Source organism: Streptomyces xantholiticus (assembly GCF_014651015.1).
Classification (GTDB): Bacteria; Actinomycetota; Actinomycetes; order Streptomycetales; family Streptomycetaceae; genus Streptomyces; species Streptomyces xantholiticus.
Genome location: NZ_BMWB01000029.1, coordinates 1 through 25041 on the forward strand (window position 1 = coordinate 1; position 25041 = coordinate 25041).

General features: G+C 68.9%; 20 protein-coding genes, 2 pseudogenes and 1 riboswitch. Of the genes and pseudogenes, 11 read left to right on the top strand and 11 right to left on the bottom strand.

Annotated features, from left to right (window positions below):
- Positions 1-188: 188 nt before the first annotated feature.
- Positions 189-992, top strand: a pseudogene (locus IE198_RS36960) (IS701 family transposase); the annotation flags it as partial.
- On the opposite strand, the gene IE198_RS30010 reads toward IE198_RS36960, so the two are convergent.
- The gene (locus tag IE198_RS30010) at positions 986-1420 is read right to left on the bottom strand and encodes a phosphotransferase (RefSeq protein WP_229834481.1); all 435 of its coding nucleotides are present in this window, start codon (positions 1418-1420) and stop codon (positions 986-988) included. The pseudogene IE198_RS36960 and the gene IE198_RS30010 overlap by 7 nt on opposite strands.
- Positions 1421-1469: 49 nt before the next feature.
- Here IE198_RS30010 and IE198_RS36205 point away from each other — a divergent pair, with 49 nt between their 5' ends.
- Positions 1470-1598 carry a hypothetical protein gene (locus tag IE198_RS36205; RefSeq protein ID WP_268246514.1) on the top strand — a complete coding sequence of 43 codons (129 nt, stop codon included), beginning with the start codon at positions 1470-1472 and terminating at the stop codon, positions 1596-1598.
- Here the strand turns inward: IE198_RS36205 and IE198_RS30015 are convergent.
- The 6 genes and pseudogenes from IE198_RS30015 to IE198_RS30040 all read right to left on the bottom strand — a co-directional run.
- A pseudogene (locus IE198_RS30015) lies at positions 1559-1978 on the bottom strand (HAD family hydrolase); the annotation flags it as partial. The gene IE198_RS36205 and the pseudogene IE198_RS30015 overlap by 40 nt on opposite strands.
- A 752-nt stretch (positions 1979-2730) precedes the next feature.
- Positions 2731-4587, bottom strand: coding sequence for a DUF262 domain-containing protein (locus IE198_RS30020; RefSeq protein ID WP_189892283.1), 1857 nt, complete (start codon positions 4585-4587; stop codon positions 2731-2733).
- 904 nt (positions 4588-5491) lie between these two features.
- Positions 5492-7945 (bottom strand): hypothetical protein, encoded by a 2454-nt coding sequence (locus tag IE198_RS30025; RefSeq protein WP_189892286.1) that lies wholly within the window; start codon positions 7943-7945, stop codon positions 5492-5494.
- 173 nt (positions 7946-8118) lie between these two features.
- The gene (locus IE198_RS30030) at positions 8119-8844 is read right to left on the bottom strand and encodes a DUF6333 family protein (RefSeq protein WP_229834482.1); all 726 of its coding nucleotides are present in this window, start codon (positions 8842-8844) and stop codon (positions 8119-8121) included.
- A gap of 755 nt (positions 8845-9599) precedes the next feature.
- Positions 9600-9896 (bottom strand): GYD domain-containing protein, encoded by a 297-nt coding sequence (locus IE198_RS30035; RefSeq protein ID WP_189892289.1) that lies wholly within the window; start codon positions 9894-9896, stop codon positions 9600-9602.
- 285 nt (positions 9897-10181) lie between these two features.
- Positions 10182-10586, bottom strand: coding sequence for a hypothetical protein (locus IE198_RS30040; protein ID WP_189892291.1), 405 nt, complete (start codon positions 10584-10586; stop codon positions 10182-10184).
- A gap of 171 nt (positions 10587-10757) precedes the next feature.
- Positions 10758-10942, top strand: a riboswitch (cobalamin riboswitch).
- A gap of 234 nt (positions 10943-11176) precedes the next feature.
- Here IE198_RS30040 and IE198_RS30045 point away from each other — a divergent pair.
- Genes IE198_RS30045 through IE198_RS30065 form a run of 5 tightly spaced genes read left to right on the top strand, consistent with a single transcriptional unit; the run spans position 11177 to position 15891 of the window.
- A complete protein-coding gene (locus IE198_RS30045) occupies positions 11177-12439 on the top strand; it encodes an ABC transporter substrate-binding protein (RefSeq protein WP_189892293.1) in 1263 nt (420 codons plus the stop codon).
- Positions 12436-13530: a FecCD family ABC transporter permease gene (locus tag IE198_RS30050; RefSeq protein WP_229834486.1), complete on the top strand. Its 1095-nt coding sequence runs from the start codon at positions 12436-12438 to the stop codon at positions 13528-13530. Before IE198_RS30045 ends, IE198_RS30050 begins: the two co-directional genes overlap by 4 nt.
- Complete coding sequence (locus IE198_RS30055) at positions 13527-14603, top strand: ABC transporter ATP-binding protein (protein WP_189892295.1); 1077 nt, start codon at positions 13527-13529, stop codon at positions 14601-14603. The genes IE198_RS30050 and IE198_RS30055 overlap by 4 nt, the downstream gene beginning before the upstream one ends.
- Positions 14597-15316: a (2Fe-2S)-binding protein gene (locus IE198_RS30060; RefSeq protein WP_189892297.1), complete on the top strand. Its 720-nt coding sequence runs from the start codon at positions 14597-14599 to the stop codon at positions 15314-15316. The genes IE198_RS30055 and IE198_RS30060 overlap by 7 nt, the downstream gene beginning before the upstream one ends.
- A gap of 14 nt (positions 15317-15330) precedes the next feature.
- Positions 15331-15891: a DUF7676 family protein gene (locus tag IE198_RS30065; protein ID WP_189892299.1), complete on the top strand. Its 561-nt coding sequence runs from the start codon at positions 15331-15333 to the stop codon at positions 15889-15891.
- A gap of 265 nt (positions 15892-16156) precedes the next feature.
- Here the strand turns inward: IE198_RS30065 and IE198_RS30070 are convergent, their stop codons facing one another.
- Positions 16157-17119, bottom strand: coding sequence for a nuclease-related domain-containing protein (locus IE198_RS30070; RefSeq protein ID WP_189892301.1), 963 nt, complete (start codon positions 17117-17119; stop codon positions 16157-16159).
- A gap of 607 nt (positions 17120-17726) precedes the next feature.
- The gene (locus IE198_RS30075) at positions 17727-18227 is read right to left on the bottom strand and encodes an ATP-binding protein (protein ID WP_189892303.1); all 501 of its coding nucleotides are present in this window, start codon (positions 18225-18227) and stop codon (positions 17727-17729) included.
- A 457-nt stretch (positions 18228-18684) separates the two neighbouring features.
- Here IE198_RS30075 and IE198_RS30080 point away from each other — a divergent pair, with 457 nt between their 5' ends.
- The 3 genes from IE198_RS30080 to IE198_RS30090 all read left to right on the top strand — a co-directional run bounded on the left by IE198_RS30080 (position 18685) and on the right by IE198_RS30090 (position 21409).
- The gene (locus IE198_RS30080; RefSeq protein WP_189892305.1) at positions 18685-19791 is read left to right on the top strand and encodes a hypothetical protein; all 1107 of its coding nucleotides are present in this window, start codon (positions 18685-18687) and stop codon (positions 19789-19791) included.
- A 545-nt stretch (positions 19792-20336) separates the two neighbouring features.
- On the top strand, positions 20337-21227 hold the full coding sequence (locus IE198_RS30085) for a helix-turn-helix domain-containing protein (RefSeq protein ID WP_373300021.1): 891 nt from the start codon (positions 20337-20339) through the stop codon (positions 21225-21227).
- Positions 21224-21409 carry a DUF397 domain-containing protein gene (locus tag IE198_RS30090; protein WP_189892307.1) on the top strand — a complete coding sequence of 62 codons (186 nt, stop codon included), beginning with the start codon at positions 21224-21226 and terminating at the stop codon, positions 21407-21409. The genes IE198_RS30085 and IE198_RS30090 overlap by 4 nt, the downstream gene beginning before the upstream one ends.
- Positions 21410-21940: 531 nt before the next feature.
- On the opposite strand, the gene IE198_RS30095 is transcribed toward IE198_RS30090, so the two are convergent.
- A complete protein-coding gene (locus IE198_RS30095) occupies positions 21941-22672 on the bottom strand; it encodes a DUF7873 family protein (protein WP_189892310.1) in 732 nt (243 codons plus the stop codon).
- A gap of 189 nt (positions 22673-22861) precedes the next feature.
- Positions 22862-23455 (bottom strand): TetR/AcrR family transcriptional regulator, encoded by a 594-nt coding sequence (locus tag IE198_RS30100; protein ID WP_189892313.1) that lies wholly within the window; start codon positions 23453-23455, stop codon positions 22862-22864.
- 198 nt (positions 23456-23653) lie between these two features.
- On the opposite strand from IE198_RS30100, the gene IE198_RS30105 reads away from it, so the two are divergent.
- Positions 23654-24895, top strand: coding sequence for a GAF domain-containing protein (locus IE198_RS30105; protein WP_189892315.1), 1242 nt, complete (start codon positions 23654-23656; stop codon positions 24893-24895).
- Positions 24896-25041 lie beyond the last annotated feature (146 nt).

The window sequence follows — 25041 nt, forward strand, 5'->3', positions numbered from 1 at the left end:
GACCGCCGAAGAAATCCTCGAATCCCTCGCCCGCTTCTGCCGACGGATCTCCGGCGCAGGACACTAGTACTCCAGCGGTAGTTTGCTATTTCCGCTGGTCAGGGGCGGCTTGCTGGCGCCTATCGGCTGACACGGCGTCATGTTGCGAGAGTTCGTGACGCTGGGTGCGGCGGCCCGTTGAGCTGGTCGTGGAGGAATGGGATCAGGCCGAGGGATGGGCGGCGGAGCTGGAGGATGTGCTGGTGCGGGTCGACCACCGGTTCGGGCGGGTCGATCTGCGGCGGCGGATGCGGGCGTATGGGCGTGGGCTGCTGGGGGCCGGTGGCGCGGAAGAACGGCTGGCAGCTGGCCGAGTACGCAGGTCAACACAGCCCCGGCGGGCTGCAGCACCTGCTCAATCGTGCCCGGTGGGAAGCGGACGAGGTCCGAGACGATCTGCAGCGATATGTGGCCGAGAACCTGGGAGACGACGACGGTGTCCTGATCATCGACGACACCGGTTTCCTGAAGAAAGGCACCACCTCTGCTGGGGTGCAGCGTCAGTATTCCGGCACCGCCGGGCGGACGGAGAACTGCCAGATCGGGGTGTTCGCCGCCTATGCGTCAGCCAAGGGCAGGGCTTTGGTGGACCGCGAGCTGTATCTGCCGAAGTCGTGGACGGACGATGCGGACCGCTGTCGGGCGGCCAAGGTTCCCCACGACGGGCGTTTGCGACCAAGGGAGAGCTGGCGAAAGTCATGATCGCGCGTGCGTTGACCTCGGCTCTTCCCACTGCCTGGGTGACAGCGGACAGCCTCTACGGTCAGGAATGGCGCTGCCGCCGGATGCTGGAAGAGACAGGGGTCGGCTATGTGCTGGCCGTGCCGAAGTCCCAACAGATCAAGTCGCTGGGCGGGATCTGGCGCATCGATCAGCTGATAGCCGAAGCACCCGGCGACGCCTGGCAGCGGATCTCCTGCGGCGAGGGCGCCAAAGGCCCGCGCGTCTACGACCGCACGCTGCGGAGGACGGTATACCCGGACCATTTCCGGACGTCGAAGCCGTAGCCGTCCACAAAGTCGGCGTACTCAGCCTCCGTGTGCCATCCGAAGCTGTCGTAGTACATGGCCGTCTGCATAAGGTCCCACTCACGCGGACCGATCACGAAGCCGTCCAGGTCGATAACCTTCGGGTGTCCCGCAGCATCACGCAGGACGTTGCCGACGTTGAAGCCCCCGTGCAGGTGACCGGTTGGCAGGGCGAACGTTAGCCGGTCGTACTCACTCGTCAACTTATCTGCCAGCGAGGCGAGATAGGCACGGGTCTCCGACGGGATCCCGGCGCGCCGCAACCGCTGATTCACCTTGTCGAAGGGCCGGAGTTCGGGGAGCGAAAAAGTCGGCGGCTCCAATTCATGGAGCCGCCACAGCAATTCGCCCATCTCTCGCGTACGTGTCGCCGTCGGCCAATCCTTCCCAGAAGGTCACCGGATGACCGTCGACGACGACGGGTTGTTCGGCTTCCGTGACGAGCCGGGCAGCCGGGTATCCCTCGGCTGCGAGCCACTGCGCTACGGCTACTTTCTGACGGCCTCCGCCTTGGTGGGCCCGTACGCGTAGTACTCCACCTCGCCCGTGAAACCGCCGCCGTCAGGCCACCACCCGGTCGGCGGCCCAATCGGTTCGACGACCTCGGCGCCGGAGGTGGTGACGCTGACCACGTCCCGGCCCGCGGTGTGATGCTCCTCGATGAGCGAAGCCGCCTCGTCGTAGATGCTCGGGTGCTCGCGCATCCGCTCCATCCAGCCGTGTTCCGCACCACCCGAGAGAAACGCGAACTGGGTATAGGCAGTGCGCAGTACGGCGCGCCGGTTGATCAGCCCGCCTTGGTAGAAGGACTTGCTGAAGGTCAGAGCCGATGACTTCGCAATGACCGCCTTGTCCAGGTCGAAGAAGGCCGCTGTGCGCGGCAACGAGTGGTTTTCCACGGGCCTGAGCATAGGCGCCCACCATTCGGCGTAAGCTGAGGTGCGTGGGTTTGCCTGAGAAGGGTCTCGGGTACACCATGGAAGCCAACGGGGTCACCCGGATGGCCTAGGCCGCCTGAATGGAAATGGCGGCCCCCTGCTGTAACAGGAGGCCGCCTGGAGTGGCTTATCGCAGATCCCTGAGGAAGGGAGAGCCTTCTCCATGTCCCATTCTACGACGGATGGCCACGAAAGCCCATCCGAACCATCGCAGGTCCAGCCGCCTTGGCTGACTCGGCGCCGGAATCTGCTGGTCAGCAGTGTTTTGGCTGTGGCCGGAGTTCTATGTGTGCTCGTGTTCGCGGGGGTTCTTGGTGCAGAACAGACGTCGGCCGCAGCTGCAATTGCAGGAGTCGGAACGGCGGCGGTATTGGCGATCTGCAATTGGCAGGGTCGTGGTGGCAATGCCGGTCGGGATTAGAATCGCTGCAGCTGAATTACCGAGTGCCGCCAGTTGCGCGATGTAAGCGAGTTCCCCGGATCGACGTCTATTGATTGTCGGTCCGGGGACTCTTATTGCGTTCCCCTTGGGTGCGGTCATTATTTCCGGGTCGCGTGTGACTTCCCCATTCATTTCCGTGAGCAGCCTGTCACGGACTTGGGATTCCCGGCCCATTGTCCGGTGATGAGACAGCCCCTGGGCGGGGACCGGAAGTCGTCGACATCCCTTCGCGAAGTCCGTCCCCAGGCAGCAGATGATTGGCGTTCGACCACGGACCGGCGTGTCACGACTCCACAGGAACTGAGGCGCCGGCTTCCAGCCCGTTTTCCGCAGCCCGGACCGCTGCCTCAGGTCGCTGACCCGGGATGTGGTCGTCAACCACCGGCTTACCCATCACCGCGGCGATGTGTCCCTGAAGCACCTTCCGCCGTTCCTCGAAGAAGACGTCGAAGTCGTCGGCCCGCATCAGCCCGGGGTCCGCGAGGTGTGTCCTGATGCGCTGCTCGACGCCCTCTGGGCTGGTCTCGGCCGCCTTGGCGAGACGCTGCAGATACTCGGAGGGTGCGTGGCCGCCGATGATCCGGTTGGTGCGTGCTGTCAACGGTGTCTTGTTGACAATGGAGTTGTAGACGGAGCGCTCGTAACCGTTCTTCTGGCACCAGACCTGCGGGAAGATGTGATGGATGTCCATCGCCTCGTCGAAGTAAACGCTGACCTCCGCCTTCTCCCCTGTCCGCCAGTCCGCGGCGCCCGCCTTGAGCAGGAGCGCGTAGATGCCCTTGTACGCGGCGCTCTGCCGGGTCCGCAGGGTCAGCAGGCGGCTCGCCGCGAATTGTGCCTGTGTGACCGTACGAGGTTCGTGCGTCGACCCGTGAATCCAGTCGACGACATCTGGGAGGTCGAGGTTGAACCGGGTCTCGGTTGTACCGCCGTACAGCTCACCGAACACTCCGCACCAGTACCAGCGAGCCAGCTTCTCCTGCGCACCCGCGGTCTCCGCGTCCGTGCCGGCGAGGGCGAAGATCGCGGCCAGCGGGATCAGTTGTGTGCCGTACGGAAGGAAACGCGTATCGAAGATGAACTGCTGGCGCAGAAATTTAGCGGCTGCCTTGAAGCCGGCGACGACGTCGGGCGCGTATCGCCGGTAGTCCTCCAGGCCCAGCGCGAGCATGTCCTTGCGCTTGCAGCCGATGCGCGGCAGGCGCTCTTCGTCCGTACCGGCCTCTTCCTCTCGACGCCGCCGCTCGGCGGTGGCGAGGAGAGTGACCGCCTGGAGGAAGTCGGTGTTGGAGACATCCCGCAGGATGGCGTATTCGGGCGCCTCCCAGGCGGACCGGCACTCATGCCAGTGACGCCGCAGATCGAACTCGTCGGCAGCGTATGTCGCCGTCAGCAACTCGAAGACGGTGAGAGTGACTCCGCCCGTATTGACCTTCTCGAAGACCTGGCAAACTGCCTGACGTGGGGTGCCCTTGCCGAGTTCGATGACCGGGAAGTGGTAGAGGTCGAATGACCGGATGAAGCCGTCCCGGAAGCCGTACCAGAGCTCCATCGCATCCGGTGCGAAACCCCAGTGGCGGGCGAAGCCGTCGCCCCAGGAGTTGTCGAAGAGACATCGCAGCGGGAAGACGCGGTGCCGGTACTCCAACTCCCGTGTGGAATAATCCTCCAGCACCTCACCTCGGAAGTTGACCACCTTGCGTGCGGGTGGGACAAAACGGATCGCGTCCTCACGGTCCTCGTTCTCGTCGAGTGCTCTGACCATGTCGACGTAGAACCAGCCACCCACCCGGCGCTTGCGCTCGTCCTGAGTCTCCACCGGGCTGTCCATCGCAAGCGACTGGAACAGCGAGGTGAGCCGCTGCTGCCCGTCGAGAACCAGCGACTCCGGTTGCACCTGCTCGCTCGGGACCGCCCCCTCGATCGGCCTGTACTTGAACCGGACGTCCCCGCCGCCCTCGAGCAGCATCACGGTCCCGATCGGGTAGTTGAGGGACACCGAGGCCAGCAGACTCGCGATGTTGGGCCAGGGCCAGACCCAGCCACGCTGGAACTCGGGCAACTGGATCTTCCCCGCCTCGACCTGCCCCAGCAGATCCCGCAAGGGCCGCTTGTCGATGCTGAAAGTCTCGGTCGCCACATCTCCTCCTTGTGCAGCACAACGCGTCCGTCGGCGCTCGGTCGCGGGGCCCGAGCGGATGGGGAGCGTTCAGGTCCGCCCGACTTCTGTCCTCGCCGACCCACCGGCCTATGACTTGCATCTCCCACACTGCCTGAGCTTCTGCGCTTCAGCCTCCTCCTTGGTCATTTTGGTGATCCCCCGGGGAGGTGTCCTGCCCCCTGTGCGGGCAGGGCAGTTGACATCTGTGCGTCCACAGTCCCGGTCGTCCCCGGTGCGTACGTGCATCACTGAAGATCGGGTGGGCCGCTCCCAGCGTGGGGTCGGCGCCCATGGCGTCGAAGACGTGCTGTGCGTGGGCGGTGAAGTAGTCGCCCGGCTCGATTGCCGCCGCGAGCGTCGCGGCCTCGATGGGGCGCTGGCACCCCGAGTCCGGGTGGGAGGCGAGGTCTCCCGCAGCCGGTCGGCGATGTGGCGTTGCTGTGTCCCGGCTGCACGAGCCGGGGCTATGCCTCCCGCTCCCGGGACAGCTTTTCGCGCCCTTGCGGGTTCCGGTCCGCCCGGATCGTGGATCCGCTCGTCCTCGCGCAGGTACCGGGACGGGCCAAAAGCCGGTACCACCACATAAATCGGTGGTACCGGCTTCCGGTTCCGTTCTCCGGAGCGGCCGTTGCGCCACTTGTTGCCCGTCCGGCGATCAACGCCGACGATCCGGCAGCATCGGCGTTGCCGTGTCCCGGCTGCACGAGCCGGGAGTATGCCTCCCGCTCCGGTACAGCTTCTCGCGCCCGCGCGGGTTCCGGTCCGCCCGGGTCTCGAAGGCCGTCGCACCCCTTGAACCGGGGTGTTGCGACGGCCACTGGAACCCAGGGCTCCCGGAGGTGGGGCTCTTTCGTGTTCAGCGTGCGGATCGCCGCCGGTCAGCCTAGCCGGTGGCGTCCTGTCGCCTGCGGCGCATCCACCACACCAGGGCCGCACCGGCGGCGGCGACCGCCGCGGCGATGCCGGAGATCAGCCCGATCGGGGTGTTGGAGCCGGTGTCGGCAAGGCCCCCGTCCGGGTCCGGCCTGTTCGCCGGTGGGGTCGGCTTCCCGTCCTCGCCCGGGGTGGACGGGTCCGGGGCCGGGGTCGACGGCGGGTCGGTCGGCTTCGGGTCGTCCGTCGGGGTCGGAGTGGGGTCCGGCCCCGGGCCCTCGCCGCCGCCGGCCTCGATGTTGCCGCTGCCGCCGAGGTAGAGGGTGTCGGTGTCCCGGTAGGACACGTCATCCGACTGGAGAGACGTCTTCGTCGTGGTGTCCAGGGTGCGGTGTTCGACGTTGAACCGGGTCTGGGTGATGTTCCGCTTCGGCTGCTTGGAGAAGTCCACACCACCGACGCCCTGGTTGAAGACCTTGCCGCCGTACTCCAGCTCGAACCACTCGATGCCCTCGCGCAGCGACTTCATGTACTTCTGATACACGTCTTCGCGGGTCCACTTGTCGTGCGGGGCGCGCAGCGGCCACGCGGCGACGTCGTTGGAGTTGATGATCTTGCGGAAGTCGGTCGGCGTCTTGGCGTCCTGCTGGCGGATGTACTCGGCCGCGACACGCGAGGTGTAGACGGCGCGCAGGTCGGCGTAGCGCTTGTCGTTGTTGACCCGCTCCTCCATGAGGGGAACGATGTTGACGCGGACGCTCTCTTCCATCGACTTCTTCTGCGCGTCGGTCAGGTCCTTGCACTCAGTGCTGCCTGGCGCTTCCCACTCGATGTCGAGCCACTCGGCGGACACCTTCAGGGGTGCGTCGAGGATGTAGATTCCGCCGTCCTGCTCTCGGACCTGGGCGGTCTTGGGCTCGGCCCAGAACCGGACGCCGGGGAAGCACGGAAGGCCGTTCTGGCGGGGGGCGGTGTCCCAGTACCGCTTGCCGCCGGCGTGCTTCTTCGGGTTGAGGGCTTCGGCGAAGTCCTCCTTCATCAGGTAGTCGGCCTCAAGCAGGACCCGGCCGGCGTCGGTCCTGCCGAACTTGGCATCCATGATCTTGTCCGGCTGGTCCGGGTTGAGGTTCACCCAGAACTTCTCCGGGGTGAGCGCGAGCCAGGTGAACAGGGCGTCGGAGGAGAGCTGCATGCGCGCCTCGCCGCCGAAGCCGGGGTTCTCGTCGGGGTTGGGCATCTGGTCGGCACGCATGGAGTACTGCATGCCCTTGCCTTTGCCCAGGCCGCCGACGTACCGCAGTTCCAGGGTGGTGAAGTCGACGCCGCCCGGGCCGCCGCGCGGGAGGGTGCCCCGGGGGTCGAGTCGGCGGGCGTCGGCCTGGATCTTCTTGGCCTCTTCCAGGGTCTTCCCGGAGCCGTTGATGCGGTCGTTCAGCGGGCCGCGCGTGCCGCACGAGGACGCGGCAGCGAGCTGCATCCTGCCCTGACCGCCGTGGCAGCCGGGGGCGAACCACCGCTGGTAGTCGGAGTATCCCCGGATGGGCTTGGTCTGCGGTACGGGGTTGTAGAGCCGCTGGTTACCGCGAACCTGGTTCGTCTGACCGGGCCGTAGCCGGTTGACGTACCGGTTCAGGTTGTCGATCTTCTTGCGCTGGCCCTCGGTGAACGGCTTCCCGCCGGTGAACCGGAACTTGTGGTCCGGCATGAACCGGGCGATCTTCCGGTCCTTCGCGAGCTGCTTGTTCGTGAGTTCCGAGTTCGACTTGAACTCGTTGAACTCCTTGGTGTTCTTGTTGTAGGCGTCGTACCGGCGTGTTTCGACGACATTGCCCTGTGCGTCGATGAGCTCGACGGTGACCTCACACAGCCAATCCGGCCCGACCAGGCGGAAGTCACGGACGAGCTGACGTTCGAACGCCGACCCCTTGTGGTTGTTGGTCTGGTTGCGGATGAACCGGTGCTCGAACCAGTGGTCGAAGCTCAGGCCCTCCTTGTTGTGGAAGTACCGGGCGTAGATCTCGAACTTGCGGTCCTCCGGGTCACCGGACTTGTCCGCGATCTTCTGCCACGCCTTGTAGTTCTTCTCCGTGTCGTTCGAGACCTTGGACAGGGCCTTGGTCTTGTCGGCGGCCGTCGGCGTCTTCACCCCGTCGTACGCCTTGCCGGGCAGGCCATAGTTGAAGTTCTTCGGGTTGCCCTGCCAGGCGGAGAAGTTCGAGCCGGTGGGGTCGTTGGGGAACCCGGAGTTCGTCGGCGTGCTCTGGTATTCCTTGCCGAGGTTCTTCTTGTCGCAGCGCTTCGCGCCGGGCTTGATCCTGGCCGCGACGGCGCGCGGCGCGGCGGTGGCGGTGTCGGTCTCGATTCCGGGCAGACCGGTCACGGTGACCGCCAGGGCGATCCCGACCACGGCCAGAACACGGCCTGCCAGACACAACCGCTCGGGTATGCGCAGTGCTCTGTTCAAGTGTGATCTTCCCTCACGTGTGGGGCCTGAGGGGATACGGGGCGGCGCGTGAGGCCCCCGTGACGTGTACGCGTCGCCCGTTCCACCCTAGCCCCATCCGCCGACAGGCAAGAAGCGGATAAAGCGATGTCGGCGTGTCAACTAAATTGACGAGCAGGGAAGTTGAGGTGACGTCAGTCGCTGAAGTACAGGGCTTCCATGTGGCTGGTGGCGGACTCGCTGTGCCGCACCCGCAGCGAGGAGCCGTCCAGGTCGGCCCTCCCCCACGGGTCCGCGCCCGCGAGGCAGGCCGTGGCCAGGGCGCCCCAGTCGTTCTGGTTCGGTTCGTCGTCCAGGTCGAAGTACACGTCGAGGTCTTCGAGGACTTCCGTCGTGATCCCAAGGGCGGACATCACCGCCTGCGGGTCGCCGGTCACGACGAACGGTTCGTCACCGGGCCAGCCGCAGGCGTGGAACATGGTGCCGTCCGGCAGCCACACGAGGTCTTCGGTGTGCTCGGCGCCGCAGTGCACCTCTACCCGGCCCACGATCAGTGCGTCGGGGAAGCGCTCCCGCAGCCGAGTGGCCTCCGCCAGAAGCGGCATGTCATTGCCGTCGTCCGCGAACGCCGGCTCGGAGATCGACACGAGGTTGCCCCACGCCCCCACCTGCACGAGGTCCAGATCAGCTCTCGTGGCGACCGTGATCGTGTCGCTCTGCTTACGGGAGCCGAGGTCTTCGATCACCTCGTCGATCGTGCCCAGTGAGCGAGCGAACTCTGCCGCCCGCTCCGGGTCGTTGGGCGGAAGGTCCGCGGCGTCCACCGTGAACGGCGGGTGCAGTACGGTCAGTTCGTAGCGGGCGCCGCTGCCATGGGTTATGCGGTCGGGCGGGAAGGTCCAGAAGTCGGTGTCAGACATGCCCGTCACCGTAACGGGTTCCTGATCTCATCGTGGTGGGTGTGCTCTACCGGTCCCCCGTACGCGAGCCCTCGCCCTTGGGCAGATTCCAGGGGCCTCGGAGCGCAGCTCGCTCGGCTCTCACTCCTCCGCGCGGAGCAGATCCTCGATACGGGCGGTTCGCGACATCCTGACGTCTGTCGAGGCACTTGGCGTACCGGCTGAGTAGCACCTCGACGCTGTTGCCGGCGCGTTCGCCACTTCGGTGGCGTCCACTTGGCGTTGAGCCATGTGGAGAGCGCGGAGTGCCGGAGGTCGTACGGCCGCCGGACAAGGGGCGAGGCGACCGCGGCCGGCGGAAGCGCCGGCGTCCGGGCTTCCTGCCAGGCCCGGTAGTACGTCGAGGAGGAGACCGAATGTGCGTGGGTCCCAAGTCCTTCCGCCCTTCCCCCTATTGGGGACTGGAGCGCCGAGCAGCATCACACGAACGATGCTTCGAGTCGGCGAGTTGCGCTGAGGAGGCACGACCAGTCCTCACCACAGGGCCTCCGGAGCGCTCAACGCCGGAGTGGACGCGAGGGTCTTCTTGCGTGTGCAACCGCATGCCGCCCGGAGCGGCCGTATGTCGGGGTCCGTGGACTGTTCGTGGACAGGAATGTCGGCCATCGGTGCAGATCCACCGCGCATCACGAAGGCCCCCGGACAGATCCAGGGGCCTCGATCCGTACCGCCGGAGCGTGTCACTCGTGCCGGCAGATCCTCGACGCGGAAGTCCCTCAGCCAGAGGCTTTGGTGATGATGCGGTCCATCTCCTCCCGGCCGAAGGCTCGCAGGGTCGTGCTACGGACGTTGCCCAGCGCGCCGACCTGTAGGAGCACTGCGGTGGCGGTCTCGTCGTCGGGCGCCTCCACGACGGCGACGATGTCGTACGGACCGACGGTCCAGTAAAGGTTCAGGACCTTCACCCCGAGCTTCTGTGCCGCTGCGGCGAAGGCCTCGGCGCGTTGCGGGGTGTCCTTGTAACCGCGGACCCCCTGGTCGGTCCAGTTCAGCAGCGCGACAAACGTGGGCATGATCCTTTACCCCTGTAAGTAGACACAACACATCGTGGTCAATCCTGGGCACGACTGCGCGAAACGCGCATGAGGGGCGCATCCGAACGAGTGACAGTGGCCATCACACGCTTCCTCGAGTGGTGGGCAGCCCGTCGACACTGATGAAGGTGACCAGGGAGCGAACGTGGACGGCGACGGCAGTCAGCAGCGCCCCTGGTGGTGACGCCGGCCGCTGCGTCCGCCGCACGTCCTCGCGGTATGCCACTTGGAGCGGGCACATGTCGGGGGCGGCGCAGCCTGACGTCAGGCTGCGCTCCGTCGTCCGTCTCGTGTCGCAGAGGCGATCACGGCGGAACCGGCGGCGGTCACGGCGAGGCTCCCCACCATGACCATCCCCACGCCGATCACGAAGAGGCCGCTGGAGTCGTCCGACCAGTCGTAATAGGCGGCAACGGTCAGGCCGACCGTGGTGCCGAGCACAGCGCCTGCGATGTAACGCCGGGATGCCGCCCAGTACACAGGTGTCAGCAGAGTCAGCACCAGACCGATCACCTGCCACGCCTCGTACGGGCCGGTAGTCGTTCCATCGGGTTGCACGTCACGATGCTGGTCCCAGCCCAGCCAGGCAGCCCACACCGCCGGCGTCACCAGAGCCAGTACGAGGATCGCCGACATCTGGGGAACGAGTTTCAGTAGTCGCTGTCGCATGGCCCAAGCGTTCTGGCTCACCCCATGACCGACCAGAGCGCGAGTACTCAGCCCTACCCGAGTGCTTCAGCTCAGTACGGCCGTGCCGGCCGAGTGCCGTGCGGGTGCAGAGGTCGAGCCGCAGTCCCTCGCGTGTCCTTCGGCACAGCGGGTGGGCTGGCGCGTTCGTGCATCGCTCTGGGATGCTTCGGTTCGTCAAGCGACGGCGGAACGAGGAAGCCCGGTGAGATTCCGGCACGGTACCGCCACTGTGTAGGGGGAGCGACTCCGCCATGGCCACGGCCCGTTGAGGGCTGGAAGGCCGGGGAAGCTTCGATCCCGAGTCAGGACACTCACGCCGTCGCACCTCGATGTACCGGGGCGGATCTCCCCGAGAGAGGACGGTGGCACCCATGTGCCCGCGTACTTGCGTCAGTTCTGTGCTTCTGGCTGCCCGTGCAGGCCGGTCGCGACGGGTTGGGGTTCTCGCCATGCCGTCGAGCAGCTGAACGGCCCTTTCGCCGCTCGGAATCCGATCCGTGCCTCCGCCGACCGCAGTCCTCGGTCGGCCTTCCTCCTCGCGCACCGGGAGCACCGGTGCGCTCCGACGCATGCCAGGAGCCGTCGTGCCCGTACGACCAGCAACACCCTTGCGACGAGGATCGGCCGCCGCGGCGGCGCTGCTCGCCCTGTCCCTCACCCTCACATGGTGCGGTGCCGACGGCTCCGCTCCCTCGGCGCCCTCCCGGGGCCCCGGGGCGGCCGCGGGCGGCGACTGCGTCTCCGACTTCGACCCGGGCAAGGACTACTTCCCCGTCAAGTCCACGGTGGAGCACGCCAGGAACTTCACCCTCGAGTACGAGAAGAGCTACCAGGTCCTCACCGTCAAGGAGCCCTACCCCCAGGGCAAGCCCGAGTCGTACGTCCTGGTCAAGTGCGGGGCCCCCAGGCCGAAGCTGACCGGTGACCTGGCCGGGGCACAGCAGATCACCGTCCCGGTCAGGAGCCTGTACTCGGCCTCGACGACCCATCTGCCGCTGCTGACCGAGACCGGGACGCTCGACGTCCTCACCGGCGTGGGCAACGGTGCCTTCGTCAGCTCGGCCGAGGTCCGTGAGCGTGTCGCATCGGGCAGGGTCGCCGAGTTCGCCAAGGACAACACGCTCAACGCGGAGCAGGTCATCGGGGCCGGGCCGGATGTGCTGATGACGGGGGGCACCGACGACCCGCAGTACCCGAAGCTGCGGGAGGCGGGCATCGGCGTCGTCGCCAACGCGGAGTGGCTGGAGCCGAGTCCGCTGGGCCGCGCGGAGTGGGTCAAGGCGATGGCTGCGCTGACCGGCGCCGAGAAGCGTGCCGATGAGGTGTTCGACGCGGTCGAGAAGGACTACCGGGCGGTCAACGCCAAGGCCGCCGAGGCAGCGCGGACGGGTGAGCCCGTCAAGGTCCTGCCGGGCACCATGTACCAGGGCACGTGGAGCATGGCCTCGGGCGGCAGCTACTTCGGGCAGCTGATCAGGGACGCGGGCGGCGCCTACCCCTGGGCGGGCGACAAGAGCACAGGGAACCTCCAGCTCAGTTTCGAAGCCGTCTACGCCAAGGGAGGCGACGCGAAGACCTGGCTGGTGGGTGAGCGGTGGAAGTCCACCGCCGACGCCGCCGAGGCGGACCGGCGCTACGGCACGCTGGCCGCCGTGAAGACCGGCGAGGTCTGGTCCAACACCAAGGCCCTCGGCCCGGAGGGCGGCAACGACTTCTACGAGCGCGGGGTGCTGCGGCCCGACCTCGTCCTCGCCGACCTGTTCGCCCTCCTCCACCCCGGCGAGGCACCGGACCACGCCTTCACCTTCTACGCGAAGATTCCCCGGCCGTGACGGCGCAGACAGCCGTCAGGCCCGCCCCGGTGCCGGGCACGCCGGTGATGGGGCGGCGGCGCCTGTGGGTTCTCGCCGCGCTGGCCGCGGGCACGGCCGCGCTCTTCGTCCTCACGGTCGCCCTGGGGTCGTACCCGGTTCCGCTCGGCGAAGTGGTACGGGTCCTGTTCGGCGGCGCCGGTGCCGATCCGCGGTGGGCCGTCCTCGTCGAGGAGGTACGGCTGCCGCGTGCGCTGACGGCCGTCTCGGTGGGCGCGGCCCTGGCCGTGGCCGGCGTCCAGATGCAGACCCTGTTCCGGAACGCGCTGGCCGACCCGTTCTCGCTGGGCGTGAGTTCGGGGGCGAGCATGGGTGTCGCGGCGGTGGTCGTCGGTACGGGGGGCGTGGCCGGTGGCTTCACGGGCGACCTGGCGGGGCTGGGCCGCGTCGGGGTGGTCCTGGCGGCCGCGTTCGGCGCGGGATGTGTGCTGGCGCTGGTACTGCTGCTGTCGCGCTGGGTGCGCTCGGCCGTCACCCTGCTGGTCATCGGTGTGGTGATCGGCTCGGCGGCCACGGCGGGAGTCAGTGTGATGCTGGTGTACGCCCGGCCCGAACTCGCCCAGCAGTTCGTAATGTGGGGCCTGGGCAGCTTCAGTGCCACCACCTGGCCCGATCTCGCGGTGATGCTCCCGGTGATCGGGACGGGCCTGGCGGCGGCCCTGCTGACCACCAAGCGCCTCAACGCGCTGCTGCTCGGCGAGGACTACGCCCGCACCATGGGCCTCAACGTCCGGCGCAGCCGGGAGCTCGCACTGCTCGGCACGTCTGTGCTGGCCGGGGCGGCGACCGCGTTCTGCGGGCCGGTCGCCTTCCTCGGCCTGGCCGTACCCCATCTGACGCGGGTGGCCCTGGGCACCTCGGACCACCGGGTACTGGTGCCGGGAGCGATGTTGGCCGGAGCGTTCCTCGCCCTGGTCTGCGCATTGCTGAGCCAGCCGCCGGGCACGGACGCGGTGCTGCCCCTGAACGCCATCACCTCGCTGTTCGGCGCGCCGGTCGTCATCGCGTTCCTGGTACGCAGCCGCCGCGGCCTCCAGGGGGTGACCTCATGACGGACCTGACGACGGCGCCCGGCCGCAGTGGCACCACCACGGCCGCGCACACCCCGCCCGAGCCCGGCGGCCTCACCACGGACTGCCTCACCGTCGGCTACCGGGCCCGTGCCGTGTGGGGACGAGGCAGGCCGCGCGCGGTCCTGGAAGACCTGGATCTGCATGCGGCGGCAGGGGAGTTGACCGTCCTGCTCGGCCCCAACGGGGCGGGCAAGTCCACCCTGTTGCGCACCCTGTGCGGGCTGCTGCCGCCGCTCTTCGGAGGCGTACGCGTCGGAGGCCGGCACATCACCGAGGAACCGCCCGCGGCGCTGGCGCGGCGGCTGGCCGTCGTCCTCACCGACCGCGTGGACGCGGGCCTGCTGTCGGCACGGGAGCTGGTGGCTCTGGGCCGCCACCCGCACACCGGGTTCACCGGGCGTCTGACACCCAGCGACCACGAGACCGTTCGCTGGGCACTGGCCGCCGTGGGGGCCGGTCATCTCGCAGAGCGGCCGGCAGCGGAACTGTCCGACGGCGAGCGCCAGCGGGTGCTCACCGCCCGGGCGCTCGCCCAGGAACCCGACGTCGTCCTGCTCGACGAACCGACCGCATTCCTGGACGTCCCCTCCCGGGTCTCGCTCACCGTGCTGCTGCGCGACCTGGCCCGCGACAAGGGCCTCACCGTCGTGGTCAGCACACACGACCTGGAACTCGCCCTGCGCGTCGCCGACGCCGTGTGGCTGGTCGACCGCTCCTCCCATGTGCACACCGGGGCACCCGAGGACCTGATCGCGAGCGGGGCGGTCGCGGCCGCCTTCGACGCCGACCACCTGGCGTTCGACGCCGTCTCGGGCAGCTTCGGGCTGCGCCGGCCGGCTCGCACGACGGTGGCCGTGGACGCCCCGGCCGATCGGCTGCCCCTGCTGGAGCGGGCCCTGGCCCGTGAGGGTCTGGCCGTCCGGCGCGCCGGTCTTGGTGACGACCCTCAGGTGGCGGCCGACGCGGACGGCAACCTGACCCTGCACGGCGCCGACGGCGTCGTGCGCACGCGCTCGTTCCACGAACTGACCCGGGCGGTGCGCACATGGTGAGCACGGCGGCGGCTCGTCTGACGGAGGTCGCCGCTGTCGGGCCCTACTTCGCCGTGGCGTGCGGCAAGCGGCCCGATACCGAGGGGTTTTCGCCACTGACCGAGCTGTACGGCGACGGGCGTGCGCTGGAGCGGTACGCGGAGACCGTGGCGCGGCGCCTCGGCACCGGAGAACTCCGAGTGGCCGCGTCCACCGTTCACCTCCAGGCCGCGTCACGGCTCTGGTCGATCGCGCTCGCCTCCGCCGCGCTCACCGGGCACGTCCCCGATCTCGACCCCGCTCAGCTGTGGTGGCGGCAGGCCCGCTCCGGTCCGGTCGAGCTGTGGCTGCCCGCGGCGCGCGAGTTGCCGAGGAATACGGACACGGTGACCGCCCTCCACGACACCGTCGCCGTACGCAATCTCCGCCCGCTGACCGACGCCGTCCACGGCCTGTTCGGTGTGTCCCGCCAGGTGCTGCGCGGCAACGCCGCCTCGGCGCTCGTCGGAGCGCTGCGGGTACTCCTCACCTGCGCCCCGCACTCCCCGCACTCCCCCGTGCCCCTGGTACACGCCCTGCTCGACCGTGAACCGCTCACCGGTGCCGGCACCTTCACCGCCGCTCCAGACGGAAGCATCGCCTTCCGCCGCCGCAGCTGCTGTCTGTACTACCGCGTCCCGGGCGCGGGCACCTGCGGCGACTGCGTCCTGCGCGACCGCCGCCCACACCCCTGACGGAGAGGACCGCCATGACCACCACGGAACCGGAAATCGTCGAGACCCCGGCCGGAGGCATCCAGCACGTCTGGGTGCTGCCGACCGACGAGACCACGCTCCTCGACCTCATCACCACTGTCTTCACCGACCACTGGCAGCAGATCGACTTCGGCCCCATCATCGAAGGCGCCGCCTGGGAGGTCCGCGCTCCGTGCGCACCGACCGCCATCAGCCTGAACGACGGTTACGCCACCGTCGACTTCGGCGCCTGGCACTTCCACCTCTGCATCGGTGAGCACACGGCGTCCGGTCCGGAACTCGGCCGTATCCGCCGCTGCTCCCGTGCCGAGTTCTACCGCGGCATCGGGTCGGACGGTGCCCCCGTCAGCTGGGGGCTGCGTCTGTTCAACGGCCGCGACGAGCAGATGATGACCGTCCTGCTGCCCAACCCCTTCCTCACCGACCGTCAGGGCATGCGGGACGTCCCGGACTTCACCCGCCTCGCCGCCTGGGACGCGCTGCGCTCCCGCTTCCTCGGCCTGCCCACCGACCCGCTCGACCGCACGGGCAGGGGATTCGCCCACACCGGCTGACCGGCAGGCCTCTCCAGGCTCTCCTGGCGGGCCACCCGCCGGAGTGGCCCGCCCGACCGTGGCTGCCATCAAGATTTGACCCGTACGCCCGGAACGAGGCCGCGCCGGCGGACGCGAACTGGACGAGTGAGGCGGCGGGAACCGCGGCGGGTGCGTGGTGGGGTGGGGCCCCTCCAGCGCGTCCGCGAACACGGGCTCGGCACCACCTCCGCGCTCGTGCTGCGCTCCACGACGACCGACCGGCCCGCACGCGGCCGGGGGCGGTTCAGACGTCGCCCCAAACCCCTTGCCGCCGGGCGATGTCGTACAGCCGGTCCGCCTGATGGGCGGTGAGCTGGCCCGACAGGGGGGCGAGGGCGGAGAGTTGGCGTTCGCCGTAGACGCGGACGTCGGTGAGGGTGGGGGCCACGTCGAGGGACGCGGCGTCGACGCAGACGAGGACCGGCTGGACGAGGACCGGGAAGTCGGCGTGGCGCTCCAGGGTCTGCCGGACGAGCGTGGCCTCGGTGCGGCATTCGGTGATGTACGGGCAGGGGGCGCCGTCGTCGACGGTGACCGTGTCGTCGGCGGCTCGTACGGACTGCTGCGGGTGGTACTCGGTACGGATGGTGAAGACGCCGCCCGGGCCGATCAGCAGGTGGTCGATGTCCCCGCCGTCCGGGAGCGGGATCGAGTGCAGGACGCGCCAGCCGTGGCGGGTGAGGCGGGCCAGTTCGGCGCCGGTTCTGCGTTCGCCCAGGAGTTCCTTCCGGCGTACGGGGTCCATCGGTTGGCGGCGCTGGACCTTGGAGCTGAGCCGTTCGAGCAGGCCCGAGTCACTGGTTCCGGCGACGGGGGCCGTGGCGCGGAGGGTCGCGCCGGGACGGCGGGAGGCGAGGTCGGTCTCCGGGGTCAGCTCGGGCAGTCGGGCGGGCCACGTCGGCGGGGTCGGCGGGACCGGCGACGCAACCGGGGCCGGCTCGGCGGTGAGGTGCGGCTCGGTGCCCGGGGCCGGGGCCGCGAGCGGGGTGCCGGGGTGGACGCGGATCTCGGGCGGTGCAGCGGTCAGGAGTTCGGGGGCGCGGCGGGCCAGCACGTCGGTCACGTCGTCGCGATAGCGGGCGTGGACGACGGTGATGCCGCCGGTCCTGCGGTCCGCCCAGCCGATGGGTGTTCCGTCGGGGAGGTTCACGTAGAGGCGGTCGTGCCCGAAGTACTGCCATGCGGTGACCGTCAGTTCCTCGAGCATGTCCCTGCCTCCTTCGCGGTGTTGTCCGGTGCCGCCGTCCGGCGGCACCGGCCCCCGTACGTCTCAGGCTCACCCCCGCATGAGCCCCGCAGAAGGGCGCAGAGCGGGCGCACTGGTCGACACGCATGCTGACACCGGGCAGGACCTGGAACTATGCCGTGGGTACGTGCGCCGACGCGGCGGCCCGGGCGCGGCGGGGCGCACGGGCGAGGCGACGGCACTACGGGCGACCGAGGTGCCCTCGCCCGCCGGGCGGAGGCCGATGGTCCTGGCGGGCGATGCTCCCGGCCGGCACAGGAACGGCGCTCGCTGCATGGACATCCATGTGAGGACGGGGGCCCTGGCCGTGGGCGCGGCGTCCGGCGCAGCCGCCGCGGTCTGCTGCTCCCTGGTGCAGGGACTGTACGGCGTGGTCTGCGCGGTGACGCGTACCTCGCTGTTCTCCCGTAGCGCGGACCAGGGCCCGGTCTGGCCGAACTGGTACGCCGTCGTGGTCGCCGTGCCGGCCGTGGTAGCGGTCGCGGCCGGCTCACGCGACTTCAGCTGTCCTCCAGGCCCGCCATGCTCCCCGTTGCCTCCTGCCGCCGCCCGATGCCGTGCGGCAAGCCTATAGACGGCAAGTGGCCTGGCAGCGCGACGTCCGGGCCCGTCGGCGCGGCAGGTCCAGCTCGGCGGCGACCGTCTTGCCGACGGGAATGCGGTCGAGCACCTCCCACCGGTCGGCGAGTGCCTCCACGAGGAGCAGGCCCCGGCCGGTCTCGGCGAGTGGCCGGGGCGCGGGGCCGGCCGCGCCGGGGGTCAGGGGCTGGAGCTCGCCCCGGGTGTCGGAGACCTCGATGCGCAGGGTCCGGCCGACGAGTTTGACGGTGATCTCGAAGTCCCTCCCGGGGACGCGGCCGTGCGTGACGGCGTTGGCGGCGAGCTCGGCGACGAGCAGGGCGGCGGTGTCGGACGCCTCGCTGCCCTGGGGCACACCCCAGGAGTCGAGCTGGTGCTGAGCGAGCCGTCGGGCGAGGCGGGCGCCGCGCGGAGTGGAGCTGAAGCGTTGAGTGAACACACGTACGGTGACAGGTACTTGACGGGAAGCAGGCGTGGGCGGTGGTGTCATACGCCCAAATCTGACGGCCGGGCCGGGCCGTTCACCAGGGGAAACGCGCGTACGTCAAGTCAGCGTACGTGCATGGACGGTGGACGGTACACGTCACCCCGCGTGACGAGCGAGAACGCACACGCACCGTGGACGGTACTCAGGGGAACGGGTGCCCTCGGGAGTACGCGGGCCAAAACCCGCCTGTCACAGTCGACTTGGGGCACCCAGGCGCGATCACACCGCATCGGACAACCCCAGACGCATTCCCGAAGGCAACGCATTCCTGAGAAATGGACACGGACACGGATAGCACTCACGATCGATGACTACCGGTTCGCTTCGCGGTCCTGCGCACGGGGTAGGCACCACCTCAGCTTGAGGTCAGAATTCGCGCACCCTGGCTTCCGACCAGTTCGCAACCGGACTGCGTTCAGCAGAAAATCGCACGGGGCCAATTCTCCAGAAAGGCCGAACCATGGCAGCGCAGCAGCTTTTCGTCGACTGGACATTCCGCAACGAAGAGAAAACCCAAGCCATCGGAACCCTGGGCGGCCACAAGGTGACCCTCACCGGAACGGCTGCCGGAGCGACGCCAGAAGTGAAACCCCTGGGCGCCGCTTACCTCGACGAGAGCTGGGAGCAATTCGGGTTGAACCTCTTCACCCCGCAGATGCCCGACTCGGACATGATCGAAATCGTTGGCCTGGCCGGCCATACGTTCACCATCGGGTTCGAGACCGACGTGCAGGACCTGGTCCTGCACCTGGGATCGCTCGCCTCGACCCTGGTGTTCACAGAGCCGGCGGACGTGACGGTCACCAAACTCAGCGGCGACGACGATTTCAAGGCCGAAGGAAACAAGGTCGAAGGCCAGTACCATCAGCCCTCCGACGGCGGACCCAGTGACTCCAACGGCAGCGTTCGCCTCCACGGGCGCCGGCCTTTCAACTCCCTCACGTTCACCCTGGTGCCGAATCCACCCGTCGCCGGACACGACGGCGTGCACTTCCAGTTCGGCGGGAAGGTGGAACCGCTTCAGTTCGTCGACTGGACCAGTCGTAACGAGGAGAGGACCGAAGCCATCGGAAAGCTGGACGGCCACAGGGTGACCCTCACCGGAACGGCTGCCGGAGCGACGCCAGAAGTGAAACCCCTGGGCGCCGCTTACCTCGACGAGAGCTGGGAGCAATTCGGGTTGAACCTCTTCACCCCGCAGATGCCCGACTCGGACATGATCGAAGTCGTTGGCCTGGCCGGCCATACGTTCACCATCAAGCTCCAGAAAAAGATGGAGGATCTCGTCATTCATCTGGGATCGCTCGCCTCGACCCTGGTGTTCACAGAGCCGGCGGACGTGACGGTCACCAAACTCAGCGGCGACGACGATTTCAAGGCCGAAGGAAACAAGGTCGAGGGCCAGTACCATCAGCCCTCCGACGGCGGGCCCAGCGACTCCAACGGCAGCGTTCACCTCCACGGGCCCCAGCCTTTCAACTCCCTCACGTTCACCCTGGTGCCGAATCCACCCGTCGCCGGACACGACGGCGTGCACTTCCAGTTCGGCGGGACGCCGAAGCCGTGAACTGAGCTCTGGCGACGAACCGCGACCGCAGGGCCGGCCCCGACCGGGCAACGGCTGCCGTGAGCCGACGCGCACCACCGCCTGCTTCATCGGACTTCACCTCGCGAGCACGGCCCTCCGGTTCGCCAGGTGATCCGAACGAGCCTGTCCGGACGCCTCCCCAACCCGTCGGGCCCACACGCCTGGCGGGCCGGGGCCTGCGCACGGCTGCTGACGGTAATGCGCGGGCCCGGGAGACGTCCGACCCTCCACCCGTCACGGAAACGGGGCAAAATCGACGGCGTCATGGAGGCCTGGAACAGGGAACAGGCACAGCAACTTCCTTCCAGGCCGCCCCACGGGCAAGCCAGATCAGACGTCACCACACCGTGCAGCAGCCCCGAGGCCCACTTGGCGGGGAATCGGGGTCGTTCGCCGGCGATGGCCTGCGTACGCTGAGTCAGCGTACGCACACGATGAGTGGACAGTACGCGGCACCCGGCGTCACGATGAAGCCGAGACAGAAGCGGTACGGCGGGGCGGGTGCGCGCGAAAGGTGGCCGACGGTGGCCTACGAGAACACGGACGACGGCGGCGCTGTGGGAACGGCGGCGGGAGGCACGGGAGCGGGAGCCGGCGCCGAACCGGGGGTGTCGGACAGCCTGCGCACGTTCGGCGCGTTCGTCCAGGCCCTACGGGAGCACGCGGGCTTCAGCCGCGAGGAGTTCGGCGACCAGGTGCGCTTCTCGAAGCACACGGTCGCCTCGATCGAGCAGGGCCGGCGGATGCCGGACCGGGACTTCGTGGAACGCGCGGAGGCGGCGCTCGGGAACACGGGCGCGCTGCGGAGGGCGGCGCCGCACCTGTCGCGGCAGGCAGGGCTGGCGAGTTGGTTCCGGCAGTGGGCACGCGTGGAGACGACGGCGATCAGCCTGTACACCTACGAATGCCGGGTCGTGCCGGGCCTGTTGCAGACGCAGGCGTACGCGCGGGCGGTGTCGCTGGACGTGCCGCCGCTGCCCGACCCGGAGGAGTTGGAGGAGCGGATCGCAGAACGGATGGCGCGGCAGGAGTTGCTGGCGGTGACGCGGAAGCCGCCGACGGCGTTCAGCTTCATCGTGGAGCAGGCGGTGCTGGAGCGGTGGACGGGTGGGGAGGAGGTGACGCGCGAACAGTTCGACCGCTTGTTGGAGTTGGTCGAGCGGAACTGGAATGTGGAGTTTCAGGTGATGCCGCTGCGGCAGCCGTCGCACGCGGGGATGGATGGGCCGATCATGCTGGCCGAGACGCCCGAGAACCGGTGGTTCGCCTACTCGGAGGGGCAGCAGAACGGACGGCTGATCGCCAACGCGAAAGAGATCAGCCTGCTCCAGCAACGGTATGCGAAACTGCGATCACAGGCCCTGACCCCCGAGGACTCCTTGGGCCTGTTGAAGCGATTGCGAGGAGCGCTATGAGCACGTCCGAACTGGCCTGGTTCAAGAGCAGCTACAGCGGCTCGCAGGGTGACGCCTGCATCGAGGTGGCGAAGGGCACGCAGGCGATCCACGTCCGGGACTCGAAGGACCATCTGAGCCCCGAACTCGCCCTCTCCCCCACCGCATGGGACGACTTCGTCGCGTACGCCGCCCAGAGCTGACCCTCGCGCCCGGCGCCGGACCTGTCCGGCGCGGGGCGCTGCCGTTCACCGGGCAGGCGGTGTGTCTCGCACGTGGCGGGACCCGGGAGTCGTATCCAGCTCCCGGGTCCCTGGGGATGCCACCCAATTGCGCACGCCAGTGGCCTTTAAGAGTACGGATCAGTCATCAGGCCGTCGTGTTCTTCCTTTGAACTACCGCACCGTGTGAGAGGTGCAGGCGGGATTCGAACCCGCATCCGCCGGCGTTCGTCCGTACCCGGTCGATCTGGCGATCGGTGGCGATGCTGAAGCTGGAGCGAGAGTCTGAGTTTGATCGCGGCTGCCTCTGCCATGTTGGGCCACCCCGGCGCGTAGTGCCGGGGGAAGGACTCGAACCTTCACTGTCACCGCGTCTTCAGGCTGAACCTCAGTTTCAGCTTGCGCCCATCACACGGGCCGGTCCTCATTTCCGGCCCGCGCCTGTTGCGCACCCCCGCGCGCACGCGGGGGCGATCGTGGGGCCGACGCCGGGCGGCGTCGGCCGGGATGCCGTCAGCCGAAGAGGTAGCCGAACACCGCGTCGGCCACCCGGTGCTCGGTGACCTCCGCGCCATTGGCCTCCTCGCGGGCGAACTTCACCGCGTGCTGCAGCTTCTCGACCCGGTCCAGCAGCTCGTTCACCCGCCGTGCCGGGAGGGCTCCGGAGAACTTGACCGTGGTCCAGTAGCCGATCGGAACGTCCTCGTAATACACCTCGACCTGGGCCGGGTGCTTGTCCGTGGCCTCGGCCTTGACGTGGTTGCGCGGGACCTTCTTCGTACGGATCGTGCGTACGGGGTCCGTCTTCCACCAGTCCGTCGAAGGGTCGAGCGACCAGGACTCGGCGGCGTCCAGTACGGGCAGCTTCTTCACGAAAGTGTGCAGGTCGGTGAGTTGCTTCTCGAGGAAGAGCAGGTAGCTCACCGGAGCCTCGGCGATGATCGTGCGGCCCTCGACGACGACGTCCGCGCGGGCCGTGCAGTTGGCCCAGTCCTTGGTCGCCGTCACGTCGAACAGCCGGGTCAGCGACGCCGACATCTCCCGCAGGACGTCCTCGGCCTGGACCTGCACCCGGGTGGACTCGGGCGGCAGTTGCTCGCCCTCCTCGTCCTTCGGCTGGTACGTGCGCGAGATCCCGGCCAGCAGCGCGACCTTCTGCACCCGCTGATGGGCTGCCGTGATGTCCTGGTACGACTTGCTCTTGACGCCTTTTTCGACGGCGATGATCTGATTGAGCTTCGCCACTTCTCCCCCTTCGAACAGAAGCGAACCTATCGGAAGCAGTGGTGCCGGGTCCTGTGGTTTTTCGCGCCCTGTCCGCGTCAGGGGGTCCTGCCGAGGCTGCCGAGCAGTTCGGCCCACTGGTCGTCGCGGCCGGTGGAGGCCTGTCCTCCCGACCGGCGCGCCACCCCGAGGCAGGGCCGCCCCGACACCTCAGTCCGGTTGCAGGGAGCGCCAGATGCGGTCCGGGAGGACGCGGGCGGCCTCCCCCAGGTCCATGTCGTAGGTGCTGGCCAGCCAGCGGCGGGCGGCCTCCGCAGCGGGGCCGAGGACCAGCACCTCGACCAGGGGCGGGGAGATGGGCGCGATCTCCCCGGCCTCCATCCGCGGCTGCAGCCACTCGGCGACGGGCGCGAGCATGGCCGCCTTGGCCGCGCGCACCTCTTCGGCGTGGGCCGCGAGGTAACCGGAGTAGGCGGAGGCGTGGATGAACAGCGCGGCGTCGCGGTGCTCCTCGGTGAAACGCAGATAGGAGCGGACCAGGGCGCGGACGCCGGTGCGCGCGGTGCGGGTGCGCTGGAGGGCGGCGATCATCTCGTCGAACAGTTCGCCCATGCACCGGATGTAGAGGGCCGCGGCGAGGCCGTCGAAGCTGCCGAAGTGGTGGTAGAGGCTGCCGAGGCTCACTCCGCTGGCCGTGGTGACGGCGTTCACGGTGAAGCCCTGCCGGCCCGACTCCCCGTACAGGCGCAGCGCGGTGGTGAGCACCTGCTCGACCGTTGCTTCTCCGCGTTGTTGCTTCACCATGCCCGACAGATTAGAACACCTTCGAAGCCGGAGATCCTTCGGATCGCAGCCCGGAGCAAGCAGAACATCGTTCCAGAAAGCTCGTCGGTGACCGCTCTGCGCATCCCGCCCCCCGAAACTGTCCGCACGGGGTGGTGCGCTGCACCCCGTCCCGGCGGAGAATGGGCGGTCGTCCCCCGATCCGCGACAGGGGAGAACATGTCACAGCGCAGTGACCTCCGGCGGCGCCGGGCCGCACTGGAGGACGAGTGGTCCCGCTGGGTGCCCCGGCTGAAGGCCGCCCGACGGTCTCCGGGCGGTGGCGAGGCGCTGCGGCCCGAGGTCACCGAGTCATGGGTGCGGTCGCTGCGCAGCGTGGATCCGGATCGGGACAGCGCGCCGGTGTCCGACGGGGGAACGGTGCACGGCCGTTGGGCCCGCTCGCCGCTGCGCAGGCCGATGGAGGACCTCGGTGAAGAACTGCACAGCATCGCGGAGGACGCCGGTTTCGTGACGGCGGTGACCGACGAGTGCGGCACCATCCTGTGGACGTGCGGCGGGCGGAACATGAAGCGTCGCGCCGAGCGGGTCAACTTCGCGCCCGGCGGCCGCTGGGACGAGGAGGCGATGGGCACCAACGCCCTTTCGCTGGCACTGCGGACCGGCCGCCCCAGCACCGTCTTCTCCGCCGAGCACCTGGTGACGGCCCTGCACGGCTGGGTCTGCTACTGCGCGCCGATCCACGACCCCGCCGGGCAGGTCCTCGGCGTACTGGACCTGTCGACGACATGGGACCGTTCGCATCCGCTGGCGATGTCCACCGTGCGGACACTGGTGTCGTCGATCGAGGCCCGGCTGCGGGCCGGGACCACGGGCCCGCCCGGGGCCCCGGAGTACAGCGTGCGGCTGCGCTGCCTGGGGTCGCAGGAGGCGGTGCGGGACGGTGCACCGCTGCCGCTGCGACCGCGTCAGATGGAGATCCTGACGCTGCTCGCGCTGGAGCCGGAGGGTTTCTCGCCGGAGCGGCTGCGCGAGGCGCTGTACGGCGAAAGGCCGGTGACGGCCTCCACGTTCAAGGCGGAGGTCTCGCACCTGCGGCGTGCCCTGTCCGGGGGCGTCGCCACCCGCCGCTACGCCCTCACCGCGCCCGTCTCGTGCGACGCCGTCGATCTGATGCGCGCACTTCAGGGCGGTGACACGGCTGCCGCGCTGCGCCACTACCGTGGTCCGCTGCTGCCGCGGTCCGAGGCGCCGGGCATCGTCGAGTGGCGGGCCCGGCTGGAGGTCGCCGTACGGGAGGCGGTCCTCGCCAGCGCCCGCCCGGAGCACGCACTCCGCTACGGCGAACGGGCGCCTCACGACGCGGCGGTGCACGAACACGCGCTGCGCCTGCTGGGGGCGGGCGACGCCCGCCGCGCGCTGGCCGCGGGGCGGTTGAGCACGGCCCTGCACGACGACTGACGGCGACGACGGCGACGAGCACAGCGGCAACGGCGACGGCGGCAGCGACGGCGCCGCGCAGGACGCCAACCTCGCGCCAACCTCCCCGGCACACAGTGAGGGCCGCAACGGCGGCGCGACGCCGCCGTGCACTCACTCGCCATCCT

Excerpts from the sequence above, each read along its gene's own strand:
- IE198_RS30030 (WP_229834482.1), bottom strand. The coding sequence starts at position 8,844 with ATGTCTGACACCGACTTCTGGACCTTCCCGCCCGACCGCATAACCCAT.
- IE198_RS30035 (WP_189892289.1), bottom strand. The coding sequence starts at position 9,896 with ATGCCCACGTTTGTCGCGCTGCTGAACTGGACCGACCAGGGGGTCCGC.
- IE198_RS30010 (WP_229834481.1), bottom strand. The coding sequence starts at position 1,420 with ATGGGCGAATTGCTGTGGCGGCTCCATGAATTGGAGCCGCCGACTTTT.
- IE198_RS30045 (WP_189892293.1), top strand. The coding sequence starts at position 11,177 with ATGCCAGGAGCCGTCGTGCCCGTACGACCAGCAACACCCTTGCGACGA.
- IE198_RS30055 (WP_189892295.1), top strand. The coding sequence starts at position 13,527 with ATGACGGACCTGACGACGGCGCCCGGCCGCAGTGGCACCACCACGGCC.
- IE198_RS30070 (WP_189892301.1), bottom strand. The coding sequence starts at position 17,119 with ATGCTCGAGGAACTGACGGTCACCGCATGGCAGTACTTCGGGCACGAC.
- IE198_RS30065 (WP_189892299.1), top strand. The coding sequence starts at position 15,331 with ATGACCACCACGGAACCGGAAATCGTCGAGACCCCGGCCGGAGGCATC.
- IE198_RS30105 (WP_189892315.1), top strand. The coding sequence starts at position 23,654 with ATGTCACAGCGCAGTGACCTCCGGCGGCGCCGGGCCGCACTGGAGGAC.
- IE198_RS30080 (WP_189892305.1), top strand. The coding sequence starts at position 18,685 with ATGGCAGCGCAGCAGCTTTTCGTCGACTGGACATTCCGCAACGAAGAG.
- IE198_RS36205 (WP_268246514.1), top strand. The coding sequence starts at position 1,470 with ATGACCGTCGACGACGACGGGTTGTTCGGCTTCCGTGACGAGCCGGGC.
- IE198_RS30040 (WP_189892291.1), bottom strand. The coding sequence starts at position 10,586 with ATGCGACAGCGACTACTGAAACTCGTTCCCCAGATGTCGGCGATCCTC.
- IE198_RS30060 (WP_189892297.1), top strand. The coding sequence starts at position 14,597 with ATGGTGAGCACGGCGGCGGCTCGTCTGACGGAGGTCGCCGCTGTCGGG.
- IE198_RS30075 (WP_189892303.1), bottom strand. The coding sequence starts at position 18,227 with ATGACACCACCGCCCACGCCTGCTTCCCGTCAAGTACCTGTCACCGTA.
- IE198_RS30090 (WP_189892307.1), top strand. The coding sequence starts at position 21,224 with ATGAGCACGTCCGAACTGGCCTGGTTCAAGAGCAGCTACAGCGGCTCG.
- IE198_RS30100 (WP_189892313.1), bottom strand. The coding sequence starts at position 23,455 with ATGGTGAAGCAACAACGCGGAGAAGCAACGGTCGAGCAGGTGCTCACC.